The organism is Williamwhitmania taraxaci, from assembly GCF_900096565.1.
GTDB lineage: Bacteria > Bacteroidota > Bacteroidia > Bacteroidales > Williamwhitmaniaceae > Williamwhitmania > Williamwhitmania taraxaci.
Genome location: NZ_FMYP01000058.1, coordinates 1 through 18517 on the forward strand (window position 1 = coordinate 1; position 18517 = coordinate 18517).

At 43.9% G+C, this 18517-nt stretch carries 14 protein-coding genes; 3 read left to right on the top strand and 11 right to left on the bottom strand.

From position 1 onward, the window contains the following. The first annotated feature begins 954 nt into the window (after positions 1-954). On the top strand, positions 955-2004 hold the full coding sequence (locus BLS65_RS13380) for a VIT1/CCC1 transporter family protein (RefSeq protein WP_212590554.1): 1050 nt from the start codon (positions 955-957) through the stop codon (positions 2002-2004). Positions 2005-2074: 70 nt separating this feature from the next. Here BLS65_RS13380 and rlmB read toward each other — a convergent pair whose 3' ends face one another. The 10 genes from rlmB to BLS65_RS13430 form a co-directional block, all read right to left on the bottom strand. After that, on the bottom strand, positions 2075-2830 hold the full coding sequence (gene rlmB / locus BLS65_RS13385) for a 23S rRNA (guanosine(2251)-2'-O)-methyltransferase RlmB (protein ID WP_092439878.1): 756 nt from the start codon (positions 2828-2830) through the stop codon (positions 2075-2077). A gap of 398 nt (positions 2831-3228) precedes the next feature. Further along, positions 3229-4518, bottom strand: coding sequence for a GWxTD domain-containing protein (locus BLS65_RS13390; RefSeq protein ID WP_092439843.1), 1290 nt, complete (start codon positions 4516-4518; stop codon positions 3229-3231). A 156-nt stretch (positions 4519-4674) separates the two neighbouring features. Then, entirely contained in the window at positions 4675-6636 is a 1962-nt protein-coding gene (locus BLS65_RS13395; RefSeq protein ID WP_092439845.1) for an ABC-F family ATP-binding cassette domain-containing protein, read from the bottom strand. A 171-nt stretch (positions 6637-6807) separates the two neighbouring features. Continuing rightward, positions 6808-7422 carry an HmuY family protein gene (locus BLS65_RS13400; RefSeq protein ID WP_092439847.1) on the bottom strand — a complete coding sequence of 205 codons (615 nt, stop codon included), beginning with the start codon at positions 7420-7422 and terminating at the stop codon, positions 6808-6810. A 28-nt stretch (positions 7423-7450) separates the two neighbouring features. Next, a complete protein-coding gene (locus BLS65_RS13405) occupies positions 7451-9715 on the bottom strand; it encodes a TonB-dependent receptor (RefSeq protein WP_092439849.1) in 2265 nt (754 codons plus the stop codon). A gap of 149 nt (positions 9716-9864) precedes the next feature. After that, positions 9865-10191 carry a hypothetical protein gene (locus tag BLS65_RS13410; protein ID WP_092439851.1) on the bottom strand — a complete coding sequence of 109 codons (327 nt, stop codon included), beginning with the start codon at positions 10189-10191 and terminating at the stop codon, positions 9865-9867. A 234-nt stretch (positions 10192-10425) separates the two neighbouring features. After that, on the bottom strand, positions 10426-11751 hold the full coding sequence (locus BLS65_RS13415; protein ID WP_092439853.1) for a tetratricopeptide repeat protein: 1326 nt from the start codon (positions 11749-11751) through the stop codon (positions 10426-10428). A 12-nt stretch (positions 11752-11763) separates the two neighbouring features. Next, positions 11764-13071, bottom strand: coding sequence for a M56 family metallopeptidase (locus tag BLS65_RS13420; protein ID WP_092439855.1), 1308 nt, complete (start codon positions 13069-13071; stop codon positions 11764-11766). Positions 13072-13073: 2 nt separating this feature from the next. After that, entirely contained in the window at positions 13074-13460 is a 387-nt protein-coding gene (locus BLS65_RS13425; protein ID WP_092439857.1) for a BlaI/MecI/CopY family transcriptional regulator, read from the bottom strand. 190 nt (positions 13461-13650) lie between these two features. Beyond that, positions 13651-14637 (bottom strand): metal-dependent hydrolase, encoded by a 987-nt coding sequence (locus tag BLS65_RS13430; RefSeq protein WP_092439859.1) that lies wholly within the window; start codon positions 14635-14637, stop codon positions 13651-13653. Between the two features lie 124 nt (positions 14638-14761). On the opposite strand from BLS65_RS13430, the gene rlmD reads away from it, so the two are divergent. Further along, positions 14762-16174, top strand: coding sequence for a 23S rRNA (uracil(1939)-C(5))-methyltransferase RlmD (rlmD, locus tag BLS65_RS13435; protein ID WP_092439861.1), 1413 nt, complete (start codon positions 14762-14764; stop codon positions 16172-16174). A 69-nt stretch (positions 16175-16243) separates the two neighbouring features. Here rlmD and BLS65_RS13440 read toward each other — a convergent pair whose 3' ends face one another. Beyond that, positions 16244-16732: a thioredoxin family protein gene (locus tag BLS65_RS13440; RefSeq protein ID WP_092439863.1), complete on the bottom strand. Its 489-nt coding sequence runs from the start codon at positions 16730-16732 to the stop codon at positions 16244-16246. 108 nt (positions 16733-16840) lie between these two features. On the opposite strand from BLS65_RS13440, the gene BLS65_RS13445 reads away from it, so the two are divergent. Beyond that, positions 16841-18223: a C1 family peptidase gene (locus BLS65_RS13445; protein WP_092439865.1), complete on the top strand. Its 1383-nt coding sequence runs from the start codon at positions 16841-16843 to the stop codon at positions 18221-18223. Positions 18224-18517 lie beyond the last annotated feature (294 nt).

Below are 18517 nucleotides of genomic sequence, written 5' to 3' on the forward strand. Positions count from 1 at the left end.
AACAACGAGCGAGACAAAGCAAGCAGCAAAATACAGTAAATCTGGAGATCAACCTACTTACCAGCAAACTGAAATTGGGCTTATTCCTCGTGCTTGGAAGTAACCCTGATTAAAGATATTTCTGAGGTTAAGAGTTGCAAGAGATTACCTTTAGGAAGATCACTATCTGTTAATCCCTGCTATATTTATGTGTTCTACTCAAAAAACTATCTGTTCGATGTAATGCGCTGCAAAATAGGTTAATGTGATGTTTCGAACACATAGAACACATGATTTCCGCTATTTTCACTCCCCTCATAAGTCCGAACAATACAGGTTTATCAACGCTTGATTCTGCTGTAATACGTCGTATTGCTTACTTCATTGGAAATCATGTGATCGACAATTGGATGTTTAGCGTTCATTAACAGCTCCATACGGAAGATATCCAGTTGGTTATCCTATTAGAATATGAGTAAGGTGCAGTAAATGAGCGCTAAGTGTATTTTGGTCTGTTTCCTTATCGCTCAATATCAGTAATTTGCTAGATTTTGTGGTGTTATTAATACGCTGATTTTGTTATAATATCCATTAAATGAGCGCAAATGGAGTTGTTGGATTCCTTATTGCGTGGATACATACCACCATACGATTACTTGGATGTATTACTATCCACCCCTTCGAAGCATTTGTTAAGTGCATCAATTGCACTTTCCTTAGATTTTGGGAGGTTTTGACGATTAAGAAGGCATACCTAAGAAGATGGTATATCCCGAAGTGAATTGCCAAGATGGTTGGAGGAGTAAAAGTGGTAGGATAAGGAACAAGAATAAAATAAAAATTCTCTCTTTTTGCACAAACTGTCCCCCATACGTTCCCCCGAAAATAGAAAACCCCTGTAAACTAAGCGTTTACAGGGGTTCATCGTAGCTGGAACAACTACAAGCCGAGGTTGACACTTCGTTCCTATATGGTGTGCTGAGCGAAAATACAGACGATTCTGCACTTTCGGACATCTACAAGCAGATGTCGGAGATTGAAAAGATACACATTGGTCGAGTAATGGATATGCTCCATGAGCTGGAGCCCGGAATCACAATCCCCACTCCGTCGCTTAATAGCAGGTTTCAAGTAAGGGTCGGCAAAATCATAGGCTTCGACTTTATCCTGAATAATCTGATTAAGTTGGAACAAACCATGGGAAAAAACTCACTCCAGATGAAAAGGGAATCGGGCGAAACCCAATCGGGTAATGAGATGAACCATGCTACCATCCTAACCAATATATACGAATCGTCCACTGGAGTGGCAGGAGGAAACCTTGCCAAGCTGGAGGGTCGACACAAATCGGTAGGAGGAAATGCCCTAAGAGCTGCTGTAATGGGTGCCAACGATGGTCTGGTTTCAAACCTTAGTCTAATAATGGGTGTAGCAGGGGCCAGCAGCGGAAACAAGCCAATCATAATTGCCGGATTTGCCGGTATGCTTGCCGGATCAATCTCTATGGCACTGGGCGAATGGCTTTCGGTTCAAAGTTCCAGAGAACTCTATATGAAGCAGATTCAAATGGAACAGACCGAACTCGAAACATCTCCCATGGAGGAGCAAATGGAATTGTCGCTCATCTATCAATCGAAAGGCATTGCCAAAGATGTGGCTGAACAGATGGCAAGTAAAGTGATGGAAAACAAGGAGACTGCAGTGGATACGCTGGTTCGTGAAGAGTTGGGCATTGACCAGAACGACCTAGGCGGATCGGCATGGGAAGCTGCACTTACCTCATTCTTCCTCTTTACCATAGGTGCGGTAATTCCGCTAGTGCCGTTCCTATTCCTATCGGGCTATACAGCTACCATAACCAGCTTGGGCTTTAGCGTGATTGGTCTCTTTATCCTTGGAGCTGCCATTACGTTGTTTACAGGAAAGAGCATTCTCTTTTCGGGCATGCGCATGGTTGTTTTCGGACTGCTAGCCGCGGCCATAACCTTCGGTATAGGTAAACTAATTGGGGTTGTAGTGGCTTAACACTGATATCGCACCATAAGAAAGCCGTAGGTGTAAACCCACGGCTTTTTTATTCTAAAAGAAATATCTATTACGATTTGCTGCCCAATGATCGTTGTCTTACGGCCTCAAATAGCATTATCGAAGCAGCAACCGATACGTTGAGAGAATCGATCTTGCCCACAAGAGGGATCTTTACCCGCTTATTGGCAATCTTTAAAATCTCGTTGGAGACACCAGTATCCTCCGCTCCCATAACAATGGCAGTAGGAATGGTTAAATCAACACTATAGAGACTGGCATCCGCTTTTTCGGTGGCAGCCACTACCTGAAATCCATTCTGCTGAAGGTATAGCGTTGCGTATTTTAACAGTTTTACACGACACACCGGAATAATATTCAATGCTCCGGCCGAAGTCTTTAGGGCATCGGCATTAATCTGGGCCGATCCTTGTAGAGGAATAATGATGGCATCGGCACCTGCACACTCGGCACTACGGGCAATGGCACCAAAGTTTCTTACATCGCTCACCTGATCGAGCAGCAGAACCAAGGGCACTTTACCTGTTTCGAGGATTGCCGGAATAAGGTCTTCCAATTCGGCAAACTCTATGGGCGACATATATGCTACAACTCCCTGATGATTACTGGAAGTAACTCTATTCAATTTCTCGATTGGAACCTTTGAAACCGGGATGTTGTGCTGTAACAGAAGATCGAAAAGCTCATTGTAAAGTTCGCCATCCAAATCTTTCTTAACCAATACCTTTTCGACTGTGCGGCCAGCATTTACTGCTTCCATGATTGGCCGTATCCCAAAAACTAAGTCGCCCTTATCGGGTCTCACCTTATTATCGGAATACTGATCCCGGTTGCCCTCACCGCTGCGCTCGCGGGAGCCTTCGCGGCTACTTCCACCATCGCGATTACCATATCGGCTACCTTCACGGCTGCTACCGCCATCACGATTACCATATCGGCTACCTTCACGATTGCTTCCACCATCGCGATTGCCAAATCGGCTAACCTCACGGCTGCTTCCACCATCGCGATTGCCAAATCGGCTACCTTCACGGCTGCTTCCGCCATCACGATTGCTACTTCCGCTGCTGTTACCGCTCTTATCACGGTGGCTATCGCCGTGTCTGTCTCCGTCTTTTCGGAAATTGTTCGATCTTTCCACTTTACTCTATTATTACGTTTTCTTTACTTCAATTTCAAACCGATTTTGGGGAAAAACAACTGTTATTCCATGTTGTCTTCATCCTCTTCCTCGTAAATAAATGGTTTTCCTTTTTTCCAACCATCCTCAATTACGCTCCACTTTAGGTTACTGGAACGCATGTAATCCAAAACGAAATCGTTGGGACTGGCACTACCGGGTTTATACCTAAAATGGAACCGAGTAGACTTTTTCCCACTCGCATGTCCATAAATCCAAACCTCGTTTAGCCCATACCTAAAAATTCGAGTAGGAAGTCCATATACCATAAAAATCATACCTCTATCCGTCTTCCAACCCTCCTTATACGACGAAAAATAATAGTTGGCCAGAAATAATCGATTATAATATATGCGAATCAGTTCGCGTGATGCTTCGTGATTGCCGGTTCTCGAAAGCCATAGACTATCCAACAGAAGTTTACTATTTGTTGCAGTAAATCCACTATCCGTTACGCGCGATTCGATATACACCATCGATTCCACAAGTTGATTTGGCGAAACCCGGCGGGGAAACCCGGTAGTAAATCTTCCCAGCATTAACCCTTTTCCTTGTGAGGAATCAGCACTGATACAGTATGTACCTTCGTATGGAAAAGAAACTCTCTTGCCTCCGATTTTCCATACGCTATCGGGCAATTCTGGCAAATACTCTCTTATGGCCCTTACCGGTGGCGGCGATACCGAAAGATTTCGGTAGAAAAATATATACGTGCTATCGAGGCTCCGCATAGGATGATCAACCATAACGATACCGCCCTCGCGCACCGCCATCCCAAAGAAAACAGAGCCATCGGGATTGGTTGTTCTATACCATTGTCCCGTATTACGGTTGGTCTTATCCACCATCATCAGAACAATTGCAGTTTGCTCCCTCAGCACATCGGTTACCGAAAATTTCATCACATAGCACTCACCGAGGGTTGCCCTAACCGGTAACTTGCTATACATGCTTGGTTTTCGAAGGCTATTTTGATCGATTGTCACCACAAGCGAAGCGGTATCAACTGCAACCAAACTATCCTTTACGTTATAGAGCTCCATGTTAAAACGAACACTTCCTCGCAGAACGGAATCTGGATTACTTGTGCTCATCAATATCTCCTTTGGATAGAATAGAATATTGAGCTCCGAAAGAGAATCGTTCAAATGAAATACCTTAACCTCTGGGTGAACCGAATTGGCCGCGGGGTTGTAGCTGTCGGTAAGTTTTACCGATTGCTGAGCCCGACGGTTGCCTGCACACGACACCATAACTACTCCAAGAGCAATCAGTATTGTTGTGCGAAAAGGCGAACGATAGGTTTTAAGCATTACAACTGTATTGTATTTCGATAGTATTGTTATGCAATATAAAAAAACTAAACTACATGAGTTAATCTACGCCTAATTCAAGAACGTGATTCTTCATAATGGAAACAAAATTATTATCTGGCAACAAGAACTCCGAGTTGTTATATATTTCAGAGACTAAATTATCCCACGTTCCTGCTCCAGCTTCTCCTTCTCAGAATTCAACAATTCCCAGTCGGCAAGCAATCCCTCAACCTCGTGCTTCAGTTCTTGATAGTGCCTAAATACATCGCTAACAGACTGGTTTGGCGTATTCTGCTCTGGATTTGCAAGCAAAATATCTATCTTAGCGATCTCGGCCTCCTTGGCTTCAATCTTCTTTTCACAATCGGTAATGCGCGTAACCACCTTACGGATTACCTTATCCATCTCCTTCCTCTCGGCATAGGAGAGTTTATTCTCTCCGGTCGACTTTGCTGCCGATTCCGTCTGTTGTGCTACGGTCTTTCGTTCTAACTCCTTAAGCGATTCCATCTTGCGGCGCTTCAAGAAGTCATAAATTCCGCCTAAATGCTCCTTCACTTTTCCACCTCTAAACTCAAAGAGCTTATCAACCAACCCATCGAGGAATTCTCTATCGTGCGACACAATAATCATGGTGCCATCATATTTCCTGAGTGCCTCCTTCAGAATATCCTTCGAAACGATATCCATATGGTTCGTAGGCTCATCAAGAATCAGTAGGTTATAGGGTTGAAACATCAACTTGGCCATGGCCAGACGCGAACGCTCACCACCCGAAAGCACCTTTACCTTTTTGTCGACATCGCTACCGCGAAAAAGAAAGGCGCCAAGAATATCCCGAATTTTTGTGCGGATATCGCCAACAGCAATATCATCGATGGTTTCAAAAACGGTCATATTGCCGTCCATCAGGTCGTCCTGATTTTGGGCAAAATAGCCTACAAGCACATTGTGGCCCATTTTAGCAAACCCTTTGGTTGCTTCTAAATCGCCAACGGCAATACGCGAAAGTGTTGATTTTCCCTCACCATTTCGACCGACAAAAGCGACCTTTTCGCCCCGCTCAATCTTAATATTCACGTCCGAGAACACCACATGTTTTCCAAATGCCTTGGTTAGGTCTTCGGCCTCCATCACCACCTGTCCCGATCGGGGAGCCGCAGGGAACTTAATGTTCATGGCAGAGGTATCTTCCTCATCTATTTCGAGCCGCTCAACCTTGTCCAGCTGCTTAATTCTACTCTGAACCTGAACAGCCTTGGTAGCCTTTGATCGGAACCGATTGATAAAGTCTTCGGTATCCTCAATCATCTTTCGCTGGTTAAGGTACGCGGCCATCTGCTGCTCACGTCGTTCCTTACGCAGCTCCATATAGTGCGAGTAGGAAGCTTTATAATCATGGACTTTGCCCAGAACAACTTCAACCGTTCTATTGGTAACGTTATTAAGGAATGCCCTGTCGTGCGAAATAAGAACTACCGCTCCCGGATATTCGGTTAGGTAATCTTCCAACCATTGAATACTTTCAATGTCGAGGTGATTTGTAGGCTCATCGAGCAGGATGAGGTTAGGCCGTTGGAGGAGAATCTTTGCCAACTCAATACGCATTCGCCATCCACCCGAGAACTCGGATGTTTGCCTCACAAAATCTTTTCGTTCAAAACCCAGTCCAAGCAGCGTTTTCTCCACTTCCCCTTCGAGGCTAGCTCCTCCCACCATCGCGTGGCGTTCGTTGACATCCGAGTAACGCTCCACCAATTTAGAATACTCGTCCGATTCGTAATCGGTGCGCGTAGAAACCTCATGGCTCAAATACTCCATCTCTTTCTCCATCTCCAGCACATCCGAAAAGGCAAGAGATGCCTCTTCCATCACAGTTCTTCCGTCTTTCACTTCAATGGTTTGGGCTAAGTATCCCAATGTAGACCCCGAAACTGAACTTATATTACCCGATGTGGGCTTCTGCATCCCATATAGTATCTTTAAAAGGGTAGATTTCCCTGCACCATTGCGCCCAACCAATCCTATTCTATCGCGGGGATTTATCATAAAGGAGATCCCCTTTAGCAAATCGAAACCGCCAAAAGAGACCCAAACATCATTTACCGAAACCATATTTCCTCAAGTGTTTAGGGTGCAAAAGTAGCAAAATTTGGCGGGAATGAGGGTGTTTTTGGTATTGTTGACCGAGATTAAAATTGTGAATTGATTGTCGACCTTCACAATAGATGATAAAAGGGGAACCATTTAGCTCCCCTTTTATGGTTTTAAGTCGAATGCGAACCGTTACTCAAACTTCCGGCTACCATCCTTTTGGAAAGCATACTTCATGGTAATATAACCGCCCAATGCTGCTTCGTTATAATAATCTTTCAGCCAAACTTTTGCATATTTTCCCTTGGCGGTTCTAATTACGAAGATGTCATCGGAAAAGAGATAGCCAGGAGGACCATTGTTGGAGTTAACGGAGGTAATCCATTTGCTTACAAGCGTATCGCCGGGAACATTAACATATACTAATGGTTGTGCATACACTTCCAAAATATTAATGGTTGTATTCAGCGAATATCCCGAAGTAGGTGCCTCCGTAACTGAGGCGAAGGGAACCTTGCCGGCATTATACGAGCCACCTTGACCAATTCCCGATGCGCCACAGTTTACGCGAATATCGCCACGGTGAAAGGCAATATCCCAATCGGTGGACTTCTTGAAATCGGCCACAGTCGCCACGACACCGGTCTCAAACGAGAAGTAAGTCCACTTGTCGAAGGCCGAAGCATTTAAAGTTACAACGCTTCCCACAGCTGGGGTTACGGAGTTATCATCCTTTTGGCAGGATGATACAAAAACGGTTGCACTCAAAAGAGCGAAACATGAAATAATTAATTGCTTTTTCATCATATTCTGTTTGTATTAGGTTTCATTGTTTTTAAAAATTATAGGCCACCGACACATAAAACCGGCGTCCCACCGAAGTGGATGTGTTAAATGTCACAATTGGAGCTTTGTAGTTGAAAAGGTTTTTAACCCCAGTATTTATAGCAAAATGTTCTCCAAGGCGATGGTATAAATTAAGGTTCCAAAGAGAGTAAACCGGATATGAGGTGTGGTAGAATTGGTTATTGCCGGCATCCAGCTCGCTAACATCCTTTGGCCCGGTAATCCGCCCCGAAAGATTTGCCACCAGCTCATATCGCCCCTTCTTTAGAGTGTATTCGGCCTGAGTCGTAACGCTATGCGGACAAATGGCTGCCTGCTTTACTCGTTCGCTGCTTTCGAACACTTTGTAATATACATACCCGGCCTTTAGTTGAACACGAGGTACCACTCTCCAGCGTGCCAGCAACTCGGTAGAGAACACCCTCCATCGTTCGAAATTTGAATAGTGAAACTCCGATTGGTTTTCGGACCAGTAGCCGTTGATCTTTTGCGAAAGATGGTTGTAGGAGGCAATTAACGTGGCATTGAGCTTCCGGTTGGTGTTTACATAGTCGGTTGAAAAGGAGAAGAAATTGCTGGTTTCGGTTTTTAAATCCTTATTGCCATATATGGTAAACATCCCCAAATGGCTCCATTCCGAGTATAGTTCCTTGAGCGTGGGAGAGCGGAATCCCTGGCCATAGGTTAACCTATAGTTCCAGAATCCATGCACCGACCGAATGGTAACCGATGGGGTAAAATTCTCGCCATAAACAGAGTTGTAACCCGAACGTAAACTTGCCACAATCCCCACGCTAGGCGTAACAGAAAACTCATCCTGAAGCACCACAACCACATCGGAAATATCATGGTAAATATTGCTGTTGGCAACAAACATAGCACTCTTGAGATACTCATGCTGAAATTCCAAACTAGTCTGAATGGCGTGCCGTGTTTTGTAGTTGCCATTGAAAATTAGCTTTGCATTGTCAAAGCCATTCTCGTAGTTAAGGCTGTTTTCACCATTCTTCTCCGAATGGTCGTATTTCCCATACACATCGTGGTTGAAAGAGAGCCGCAGAGCAGAACGGTTGCCAATCTTTCGTTCGCCAAAGCCACCCAGAGTATAATCGGTATAAAGATCATGGCTCCCATTGCGGGAAAAGTCAAACTCCTCATGGTTGTAGTAGCTTCCGCGAATTTCGGCACTCCAAACAGCACCCTTATAGCCCGATTTGTTCGACAAGGTATAGTCCCGAAACCCATTCACTTCGGTGGGTACTGAGCTAACCTCTTCGTGTACCATAGAGTCTTGAACCGAAAAATACTTGGTTTGCCCCTTTGTATTGAACAACTTAAAAGCATCCTCACTCTTGAACCCAAAAAAAGAATTTGTATACCACTGACTATTTTTAAAACCAATGGATACATTCCCGTTTAGATTCGGCCTATCCTGATTTCGATAAAATGTCCTTAGATACTGGTCCTCGTAGGTAGCAATCTCGGCACTGGAGTTATTCTGCTGGTTTTGCTCAGCATACTGGAGATCAATTGCCACGTCTATACTCTTACCGGGTTTCTTTGTAATGATATTGATTACGCTACCCAATGCGTTCGACCCATAGAGCGCAGAGCCGGCACCCCTGACAATTTCAACCTGCTCAATGTTAACGGCACTAATCCGTGAAAAATCTACATTGCCATCGGTTTCGCCAGCCATACGCTCCCCATCAATAAGCACCAAGGTGTATTTCCCCTCCAACCCCTGCGTTTTTAGGGTAGCACCTCCACCATGCTGGCCCATCTCTATACTTGGAATCTCCATTTCCAATACATCCTTAACGGTTAGGGCCGAAGTGCTTTGAATATCCCTCCGAGTAACCAGCTGTGTGAGTATGGGTGTCTCTTTAAGTGAACGTGGCGTGCGAGTTCCGGTAACGGTAACCTGATCGAGGTTGAAAATATCTTCCGCCATTTCGACGGTGATATTTTGGCCAAATTTTAGCGTATCAAGAAAGGTCTTGTAGCCTAAGCAGGATACCGCGACCAACATTTGTCCCTGAATATTATCCAGTTTGGCAAATCCCAACTCGTTGGTAATGCTATGTCCTGTATTTCCACCAGCTAGGTTCTGCCAGCAAACAGCCGCATAGGGCAGCGGTTTGCCCGTACCCCTTTCTATCACCAACACCTGATTTGTAGTGCCATCAATCTGAGCAAAAAGCTGCGTCCAGAAAACAGAACTAACTATTATCAGTATAATTCGATACCTCATTGTAGTAAATATTCCCAATTGTGTCTAACAATTCTTAATCAAACCCGATGAATACGCGAGTTTCGATACGCTCTTCATACACGAACATACGATGCAGCATTAGCCAAGACGAATGGCTTGCATCATTAGTTCACGAAGAAAATTAGTTGTTAGATTTGAGGAGGACCACGCTTATTAGAAGCGAGAAGAAAGCCGGGTTCGGGACAAAAAACCTGATGCGGGATTTCCCAATCGAATGGTAAAACGAATTGTGATAGAAGAACACTTGAAGGGCTAACAATGGCAGCGTCTGCATAAAAATGCGCACACCGTTCAAGGCTAACCGTAGTATTAATTTCATGCGAAATTGTAAGCGTTGTGCTGGTGCTGCTATCGGTCTCGGAAGCCGTCACACTAGCGTTTCCCAGAAGTATCCAGGAAAAAGCAAAGGCTAGAATGTATGGTAGAAAACTACCAGAGAGACCTATTAAAAACACGTTCTGTTATTTTATTAGCAGAAAAGTAACAGTGCAAAGGTAGAAAAGTTGCAGTGTGTTTACTAAAAGGATTGCGAATTTTGAAGTCCAAACAGTAATTTTGAACTATTACAAATAATTCGAATTGATTTTGCCAACTCAAAGGATTCATAACACTTCAACTACTTATTCGACTCTAAGCAATCCAAAAAAAAGTGATTTCAAACATCTGCTGCTGAAATCACCCTGTGTAAACTATTGCTTCTTGGCTGGTTTACTGTTCGGTGGCGTTTTCCCTTGAAAAAACTCCTCTGTATCGGCACTCTTTAGCTGGTTTCGAACATATTGATTTGTAGAAAATACCTCTCTGTCTTGAGCAAAATCATGACCCTGAAGCGATCTCCTATCGTAGGTTTCAATAAATTCGAGGTAGCATTTTTTGGCTCTAGTATAATCCTTCTTGTAATACATGGCTTGGCCTGCATTAGCTAGGTGCAACAGATTACCAGGTTCAGTAGCATAGGCCTTCAAAAACCACTCGTAGGCCTGTTCGTATTTATTTTGCTTGCGATAAATATCTCCTCTACCAGAGAAAACTGCCGCCAGTTTATTGGGGTTTGGCTTAAGAACTTGTTCCAACTTCTGATAGTAGTATAAACCCCGCTCAGGGCTTTCCACCTGCGAAGCGGCAACAGCTAAATTGCATAGCACCTCAAAGTTGGTGGAATCGATCTCATAGGCACGTATCAAAGGCTTAATGGCCCTAAAAATATAGTTCCGACCCATAAGCGATAAACCAAGATGCGATAAGCTAAAAAAGCTAGTGTCGCCCATGTCGATCAACTTGTAGAATATGCTATCCGAATTCTCGTAGTTTTTTACCCCAAAATAGATATAACCCTCATAGCGAAGCAGTGGAATATTCAGCGAATCGTATTGCTGTGCCTTATCAATTACCTCGAGGGCAGGCGTTGCGTCTCCTGCTTTGAGCAGGCAAACAGCAAGCGAAACCGCAAGTCCTGGATCACGCGGATTTAATTGAAACGCCTGTGAAAACAAATTGATGGCAAATGGATTAAAGCCCAATTGATTAAAGCACTCTCCAGCCTGCTTAAAGAAGTAGTAGTTGGTGGTATCCACAACAATCAACTTCCCATAAATCGTCGCTGCCTTTCCATACTCCCTCTGGGCGAATAGTATTTTCCCCAGCTGATTGTTGGCAAAAAAATGAGTGGAATCGACGGCCAAGACCTCAGAAAACACATTACTAGCTTCGGTTATTCGCCCCAACCCTAAAAGGCAACGTCCAATGCTATTTTGCAACGAAAGGCTGGTGGGGGCAATGGTAAGCGCACGTTGATAGTAATCGAGCGCCTTATCCTTCTGTTCCAAACCCTCATGGGCTGTTGCTAGCAATTCCAAAAGTTTTCCGCTTGTATCGCCCCGTTCAATCAGAGGACGTCCAATGGCAATCACCTGACCATAATTGCCCTGAATTAAGGATAAACTTAACTCGGAATAATTTTGTGCTCGGAGCATAAGCCCCGAGCCAAGAAGTATTGTTAGAAGGAATAATCGCATTTATGCTTTTTTTTATTGCAACTTAAAGATAATAGGGAAGGTATAGCCAACTGCAACGTTTACACCTCTCTGCTTTCCAGGTATCCATTTAGGGGCAGTTTTCACAACGCGAAGAGCCTCCTCGTCCAGAACCTTATCCACAGCCCTAATAATCTTTGCATTAGAAATAGTTCCATCGTTTTCCACTATAAAGGATACGTATACCTTGCCTTGCTTTCCCTTATCCATTGCTTCCTGTGGATACTTCACATTGTCACTAATGTATTTCTCGAATCCGGCTTGCCCTGCCACACCATGATAGGGGAAACTAGGCATCTTCTCGACAATAAAGAACACCTCTTTCGATTCCTGCTTCGCATCGGGAATAATTGTATCCGTTACAATAACCTTTTCAACTAAAGCCTCAACTGAGGCGGGTGCTTCGGGAGTCTTTATCTCCTCCTTTTTGGAACAGGAACTGGTGCTAAAAACAAATACAAGAAGTAGCCCTGCAGGAACTGCAAGTAGATACTTCAACGCCGACATAGCAGCTGATTTTTCTTTTGTGATCATAGCTAAACGTTTTAGAGTTAATGGTTTATTAAAGCCGGTACTCAACGCGGGCACAAGTCCCGGCATTGCAGTTTCCAGCATCAACCGAATGTACTCCGCAGGACTGGCGCCTTGTCCTTTCGATATACTATCGGCTTCATATTCATGTACCTCACGGATGGCTCGCAGCAACATCCAAGCAAAGGGATTAACCCACCACACGGAGCAAACTACCCATGCAAAAACCACATCGGCCGAATGCCGCTTCTGCACGTGAACCATTTCGTGTCGGAGAACAACTTTCAGCTGCTCTTCGGTATATTGATTTTTAGGAACATGAACTCTGTTGAAGAAGGAAAAAGGAACATCAAACTGATCGCCCTCCACCACCCGAACTCCGGGTATTGAAATGCTTGAACGATTCTCCTTTCTTATTTTATAGAACACCTTGACGATATGGTAGAATACAATCGCTAGTAAACCTAAGGCAATAACCAAATAAATGGCAGCCAACCAAGTTATACTACTTTGCCCCTCACCCGCATTACCAATAACGGTTACACCGGGCAGCAATACGTTGCCAAGCGTGGCAATTCCCTTCCCAACGGCTGTTGCTTGGTATGAGGGTATCGAAACAAACGGTAATCCCATTGAGGTAACCAGCGAGAGCAATAGGTAAACTCTATTGACGGAAAAGTGCGTTTCATTGCGTAGCCAAAGGGTATATACCATATAAAAGGCCGCCATAAATAGGCTCGACTTTAGAAGATAGATGGCAAATGCTTCCATTACTAGACTCCTTTCTGTTTATCGATTTCCTTCTGCATTGTTTTTACGATCTCCTCCATCTCGGCCACAGAGAGGTTCTCTTCCTTAGCAAAGAAGGAGACCATCTGCTTAAAAGAATTACTGAAATAGCCCCGCACGAAGGTCTTAACATACGATTTTGAGTAATTGTCCTTCGAAACTACGGGGAAGTACTCATGGGTCTTACCAAAAGCATTGTGATCCACAAAACCCTTCTTCTCCAAAATGCGAACAATAGTCGAAACGGTATTATAGGCAGGCTTTGGCTCGGGAAACATATCCAGAATATCTTTTACGAAACCTTTCTCTATCTTCCACAAGGCTTGCATTACCTCTTCTTCTGCTCGCGTTAAATCCTTCGGTTCTTCCATATCAAAAACTTTTCCGAAAGATATAACTATATTTTTAGTTATACAACTATCTTCTTAGTTTTTATTTAGAGAGTTTTACTTAAAAGCCCAAAGCATTCGTATCACATCATTAATTATCCATGAGATATCAAGGAAAAAAAAGACTTTTCGCCAAGAGAATAGACACATCTTTACGTCAGCATTGATGCATTTAAAATGCAAACCCAACCCACTTCGAAAAAGTTTTTTTAGAGAAATTGCGTTTAGGGTAGGCCTTGCCAACGGTAATGACTCCTGCACGAACGCTAATGGGGAAGGAAACAACAAATTGGCTGCTATCGCCATCGAGCACGAGTGGAGCCAATCGTAAATCAGAGATAAAAAGGGTATCGGAACTTTGCCTCACGATATACTGCCCTTGAGTAAAGCGAATAGCACGCGCAACTTCCCGGTTGGATACTAAGGGTAAAAGTAGATTCCAATTCTTCCTAAAGGGATAAAAATCCCATGAACTATTCTTAAAAACGCCCTGATTTGCCACAACAAAACTACTATCCGTTTCGCCTCCCACCTGCCAAACCAAGGGAATAAAAGGTGTTGGATATGCCTTAATTCGATCTACCACAATACCTTTATCGTTAAATGCAACCTCGGCCCGTGCCTCAACGCTATGTTGAAGCGCAAGCGATAAGACAATATAAAACGCAATATAGCCTAGTAGCCATCGAGAATGCCGAAAGATGCTCTTCTCTCTGTTCAGCACAAGAGCAACCAAAAAAAACAAAAGCGGAAGAGTAATGAAAATATCAACAACAGCGATGGAGCCAATAGCCACCCGATAGGACGAAAAAGGGAGAAACCATGCCGTACCGTAACTGTTAAACCCATCTATAAATATGTGCGAAAACCATGCTGAGATGGCGACTAAATACCATGCATTTCGAGACGTAGATCGAAAATGGCGCCAGATTAAATAGCCAATCAGAGGTGAAATAATCAGCCAAACAAGGAAGGAATGGGTAATTCCACGATGAAAAAGCATGCTGGTTGCACTGTCCAGAAAGGGTTGAACCGCAACATCCAAATCGGGCAAGAGGGCAATAAGCATGCCTGCAACGGCAGCTCTCCGACCTAGGATCTTCCCACCGACCACCTCGCCAACAACGGCCCCAAGAGCCATATGCGTTAACGTATCCATTTGCGCCTTCGTTTTCTTTTAAACCAACAATTTACATAATTGTTTCCGGCATCCGATTACCCACTAATCCAAAATCGTCAATTCTATAAAATCGTTCTATCTTTGCGCCAAAATTAAACGGACCATAGTGAGAAAGAACAAGGAGAAGCCATTGATCGAAAATGTGCTTATTACCGATATTGCTGCCGAGGGAAAAGCCATAGCCCGTGTGAATGAAAAAGTTTTATTTGTGCCCTATGCTGTTCCCGGCGATATTGTAGATGTGCAGGTAACCCGCAAGCGCACAAGCTTTATGGAGGGGTATATCACCCGATACGTGAAATTATCTGACCTTAGACAAGATCCGTTTTGTGAACATTTTGGAACCTGTGGCGGATGCAAATGGCAGTTTTTACCCTACCCCGAGCAACTGAAATTCAAGCAAAAGCAGGTCGAAGATCAGCTTAGGCGCATTGGAAAGCTTACGCTACCGGAGGTAAATCCTATTCTTGGATCAGAACTCACCACCCACTACCGCAACAAGTTGGAATACACCTTCTCCAACCGAAGGTGGATCATGAAGGAGGAGGAAGAGGCAAATCCCGATCAGCCAAAGGACACGAGAGCCTTGGGGTTTCATATTCCCGGAATGTTCGACAAAATACTTAATCTCAACAATTGCTACCTTCAACCCGAACCATCAAACGCTATTCGTAATTCGGCCTATGCATGGGCCATTAAGAATAATGCGGAGTTCTACGATGTTAGAAACCATACGGGATTACTTCGAAACCTGATTGTTCGCACCTCCGAAACTGGCGAGGTAATGGTTATTGTTGTATTCAACGAAGATAATCGCGAGGTAATCGAAGGCCTACTTACGCACCTTAAGGAAGCATTTCCGGTTATCACCTCACTCCTCTTTGTAATCAATCCAAAGTTCAACGATACCATCAACGATCTAGAGATACACTTCTTCCACGGAAAGGATCATATTCTTGAGAAGATGGAGGATTTACACTTCAAGGTTGGTCCAAAATCTTTTTACCAAACCAACAGCAAGCAGGCTTACCAGCTGTATAGCATAACCCGATCCTTTGCCGAATTAACGGGTAAGGAAGTGGTGTATGACCTCTACACCGGAACGGGAACCATTGCCAACTTTATTGCACGCAATGCACAAAAGGTCATTGGTATTGAGTATGTGCCAGAAGCCATAGAGGATGCTCGGGAGAATTCAAAAATTAATGGGATTGGAAATACCATTTTCTTTGCCGGTGATATGAAGGATATGCTCAAGCCAGCCTTTATGAAGCAGCATGGATACCCAGACGTTGTTATCCTTGATCCTCCCCGTGCAGGCATTCATGAAGATGTTGCTAAAAACCTACTTCTTGCAAGTCCAAAGCGCATTGTGTATGTAAGCTGCAACCCGGCAACTCAGGCGCGCGACATATCGCTACTAAGCGAAAAATATAAGGTCGTAGAGGTTCAACCGGTTGATATGTTTCCCCATACCCACCACGTGGAGAATGTGGTTAAGCTTGAACTGATCTAATCCAATAATACTGATATAAAAAAAGCTGGTCTGCATTTGATGCAACCAGCTTTTTTTATGGAGAAAATACTACTTCTTTTTATACGTTTCAGGATTCACTGCTGCGGGTGTCCATGCCTTTAGAAAGTCATTCACGGCCTTTTCGTCGTATCCCTTGCCCTGCTCTAAGTAACCGGAACTTTGGGTGTGAATCCGCTTGCCTTCTGCATTAAGAATAACAAACACTGGGTATCCAAAGCGCTGAGGAAACTCCAACTGCTCGAGGGCAGCCTCATTCTTATTCTCCTTGCTGTAATTAACCCTTACTACCACAAAATTCGTTTCAAGCGTATTTTTCAACACCGCATTGGTGTCGGTTAGGTTGTGAAACCTAACGCACCAAGGGCACCAGTTGCCACCCACCTGGACAAAAACATGCTTACCTTCAACTTTGGCTCTTTCAATTGCCTTTTTTAAGTCGGCCTGTGCATCCGCCTTAGTGTCATAGATATTCACTTGAGCCATTGCTGCCATAGCAAACATGGATAAGCAAAGTAACGTTGTGATTTTTTTAATCATCGGATAAAGAGTTTTAGAAATTGTATAAACCTATTAACTTGCCAAGCATCAAACCATCAAAATAACGATTTTAAATTCAGACATTCATAACCCACAAAAAGCTTAACCATGAATAAGAAACTTTTGGGAGTATTACTACTTCTTGTGGCACCCATACTACTGGTTGCCCAGCAAAGCATCACCCCCGATGCCCTCACTAGGATTAAGAAGGGCTACAGCAACTCCGATCCCTATGCCAAAGCCGTTACCAACGCACTATCGGCCAACGACGCAAAAAAGTTGACACTGAACCGCGAGAATGTTGGTAAGACCGATAGCTACTTTAAGTATAAGGTAAAGGTAAAGGGCATTACCGACCAAAAGAGTTCGGGCCGTTGCTGGATGTTTACCAGCCTAAACCTCTTCCGCCCTGTAGTCATTGATAAGCTAAAGGTTGCCTCCTTCGAATTCTCCGAAAACTATCTCTACTTTTACGATATTCTCGAAAAATCGAACCTATTCCTCGAAAACGCAATCATCACGGCAGATAAGCCAATGGACGATCGATTGGTTGAACTCTACTTCAAGTCGCCCATCGACGACGGTGGGGTTTGGAGCTCGTTTGTTAACCTGGTAAAGAAGTATGGTGTGGTTCCAAAAGAGGTCATGCCCGAAACCAATAGCAGCAGCAACACCTCTAAAGTTCTTGCTGCCATCACTACCAAGCTTAGGGAAGACGGCCTTGCCTTGCGCAGAATGGTTGAAACAAAATCGAGTATTGCCGACATCAGGAACTTAAAGATGGAGCAACTAAGTCAGATATACAGGATGCTAGCCCTAAACCTCGGCGAACCTCCTACATCTTTCACGTGGCGCTACCAATCAACCGATAATGTTATTTCGCCCAAGGTGACCTATACTCCGCGAGAATTTGCAAAGCAAATGCTTCCGAACCTAAATCTCGAGGATTATGTGATGTTTATGAATGACCCGTCGAGGCCATACTATAAACTATACGAAATTGAGAACTATCGAAACGTGGTAGAAGGAATAAACTGGAAATACCTCAACCTACCGGCCGACGAACTTAAAGCAATGGCTCTCATATCGATAAAAAGCAACGAACCGCTTTACACCTCCTGCGACGTGGGCAAGCAGCTCAACAGCGAAGACGGACTTCTATCGCTTAACAACTACGATATGGAATCGCTCTACGGCGTTAAGTTTGGAATGGACAAGAAAGATCGAATTCTTTCCCGCGAGAGTGGCTCTTCCCATGGAATGGCACTTGTGGCAGTAGACGTTGATGATAACGGAAAAACAGTAAAATGGCAATTCGAGAACAGCTGGGGGGCTACCAGCGGACAATCTGGCTATCTGGTGTTTACCGATGATTGGTTTACGGAATACGTTTTTCGACTTGTGGTAAATAAAAAGTATATACCCGAAAATACAAAGAAACTGCTGGAACAAAAGCCAGTGATGCTTCCTGCTTGGGATCCAATGTTCTAAATAAAAACATGGTGTAAAAAAAAGAGGGAGCGCTGCACAACGCTCCCTCTTTTTTTGCAAACCTAAACCCTAACCTATGAAAAACCTAATCTATATCGCGAAGTGCCGTATCGGCATTTTCTCTTATTCTACCCTACAAAGATAGGCTATGAATCAGCTAACTCGTTTTAACCACTGTTAACCTTAGCTATATGTTAGGCCGAAGCTCGAATCCTTAATAACAAAAGATTGGATGGATTTGTGATAGTGCCGAAAGATGGTCAGTATTTAGGCCATATATAAATTCCCAATTAA

Bases quoted from the DNA above. Each gene is read 5' to 3' on its own strand.
- BLS65_RS13400 (WP_092439847.1), bottom strand. From the start codon at position 7,422: ATGATGAAAAAGCAATTAATTATTTCATGTTTCGCTCTTTTGAGTGCA.
- BLS65_RS13415 (WP_092439853.1), bottom strand. From the start codon at position 11,751: ATGCGATTATTCCTTCTAACAATACTTCTTGGCTCGGGGCTTATGCTC.
- BLS65_RS13440 (WP_092439863.1), bottom strand. From the start codon at position 16,732: ATGATTAAAAAAATCACAACGTTACTTTGCTTATCCATGTTTGCTATG.
- BLS65_RS13420 (WP_092439855.1), bottom strand. From the start codon at position 13,071: ATGGAAGCATTTGCCATCTATCTTCTAAAGTCGAGCCTATTTATGGCG.
- BLS65_RS13390 (WP_092439843.1), bottom strand. From the start codon at position 4,518: ATGCTTAAAACCTATCGTTCGCCTTTTCGCACAACAATACTGATTGCT.
- BLS65_RS13425 (WP_092439857.1), bottom strand. From the start codon at position 13,460: ATGGAAGAACCGAAGGATTTAACGCGAGCAGAAGAAGAGGTAATGCAA.
- BLS65_RS13395 (WP_092439845.1), bottom strand. From the start codon at position 6,636: ATGGTTTCGGTAAATGATGTTTGGGTCTCTTTTGGCGGTTTCGATTTG.
- BLS65_RS13405 (WP_092439849.1), bottom strand. From the start codon at position 9,715: ATGAGGTATCGAATTATACTGATAATAGTTAGTTCTGTTTTCTGGACG.
- BLS65_RS13430 (WP_092439859.1), bottom strand. From the start codon at position 14,637: ATGGATACGTTAACGCATATGGCTCTTGGGGCCGTTGTTGGCGAGGTG.
- BLS65_RS13445 (WP_092439865.1), top strand. From the start codon at position 16,841: ATGAATAAGAAACTTTTGGGAGTATTACTACTTCTTGTGGCACCCATA.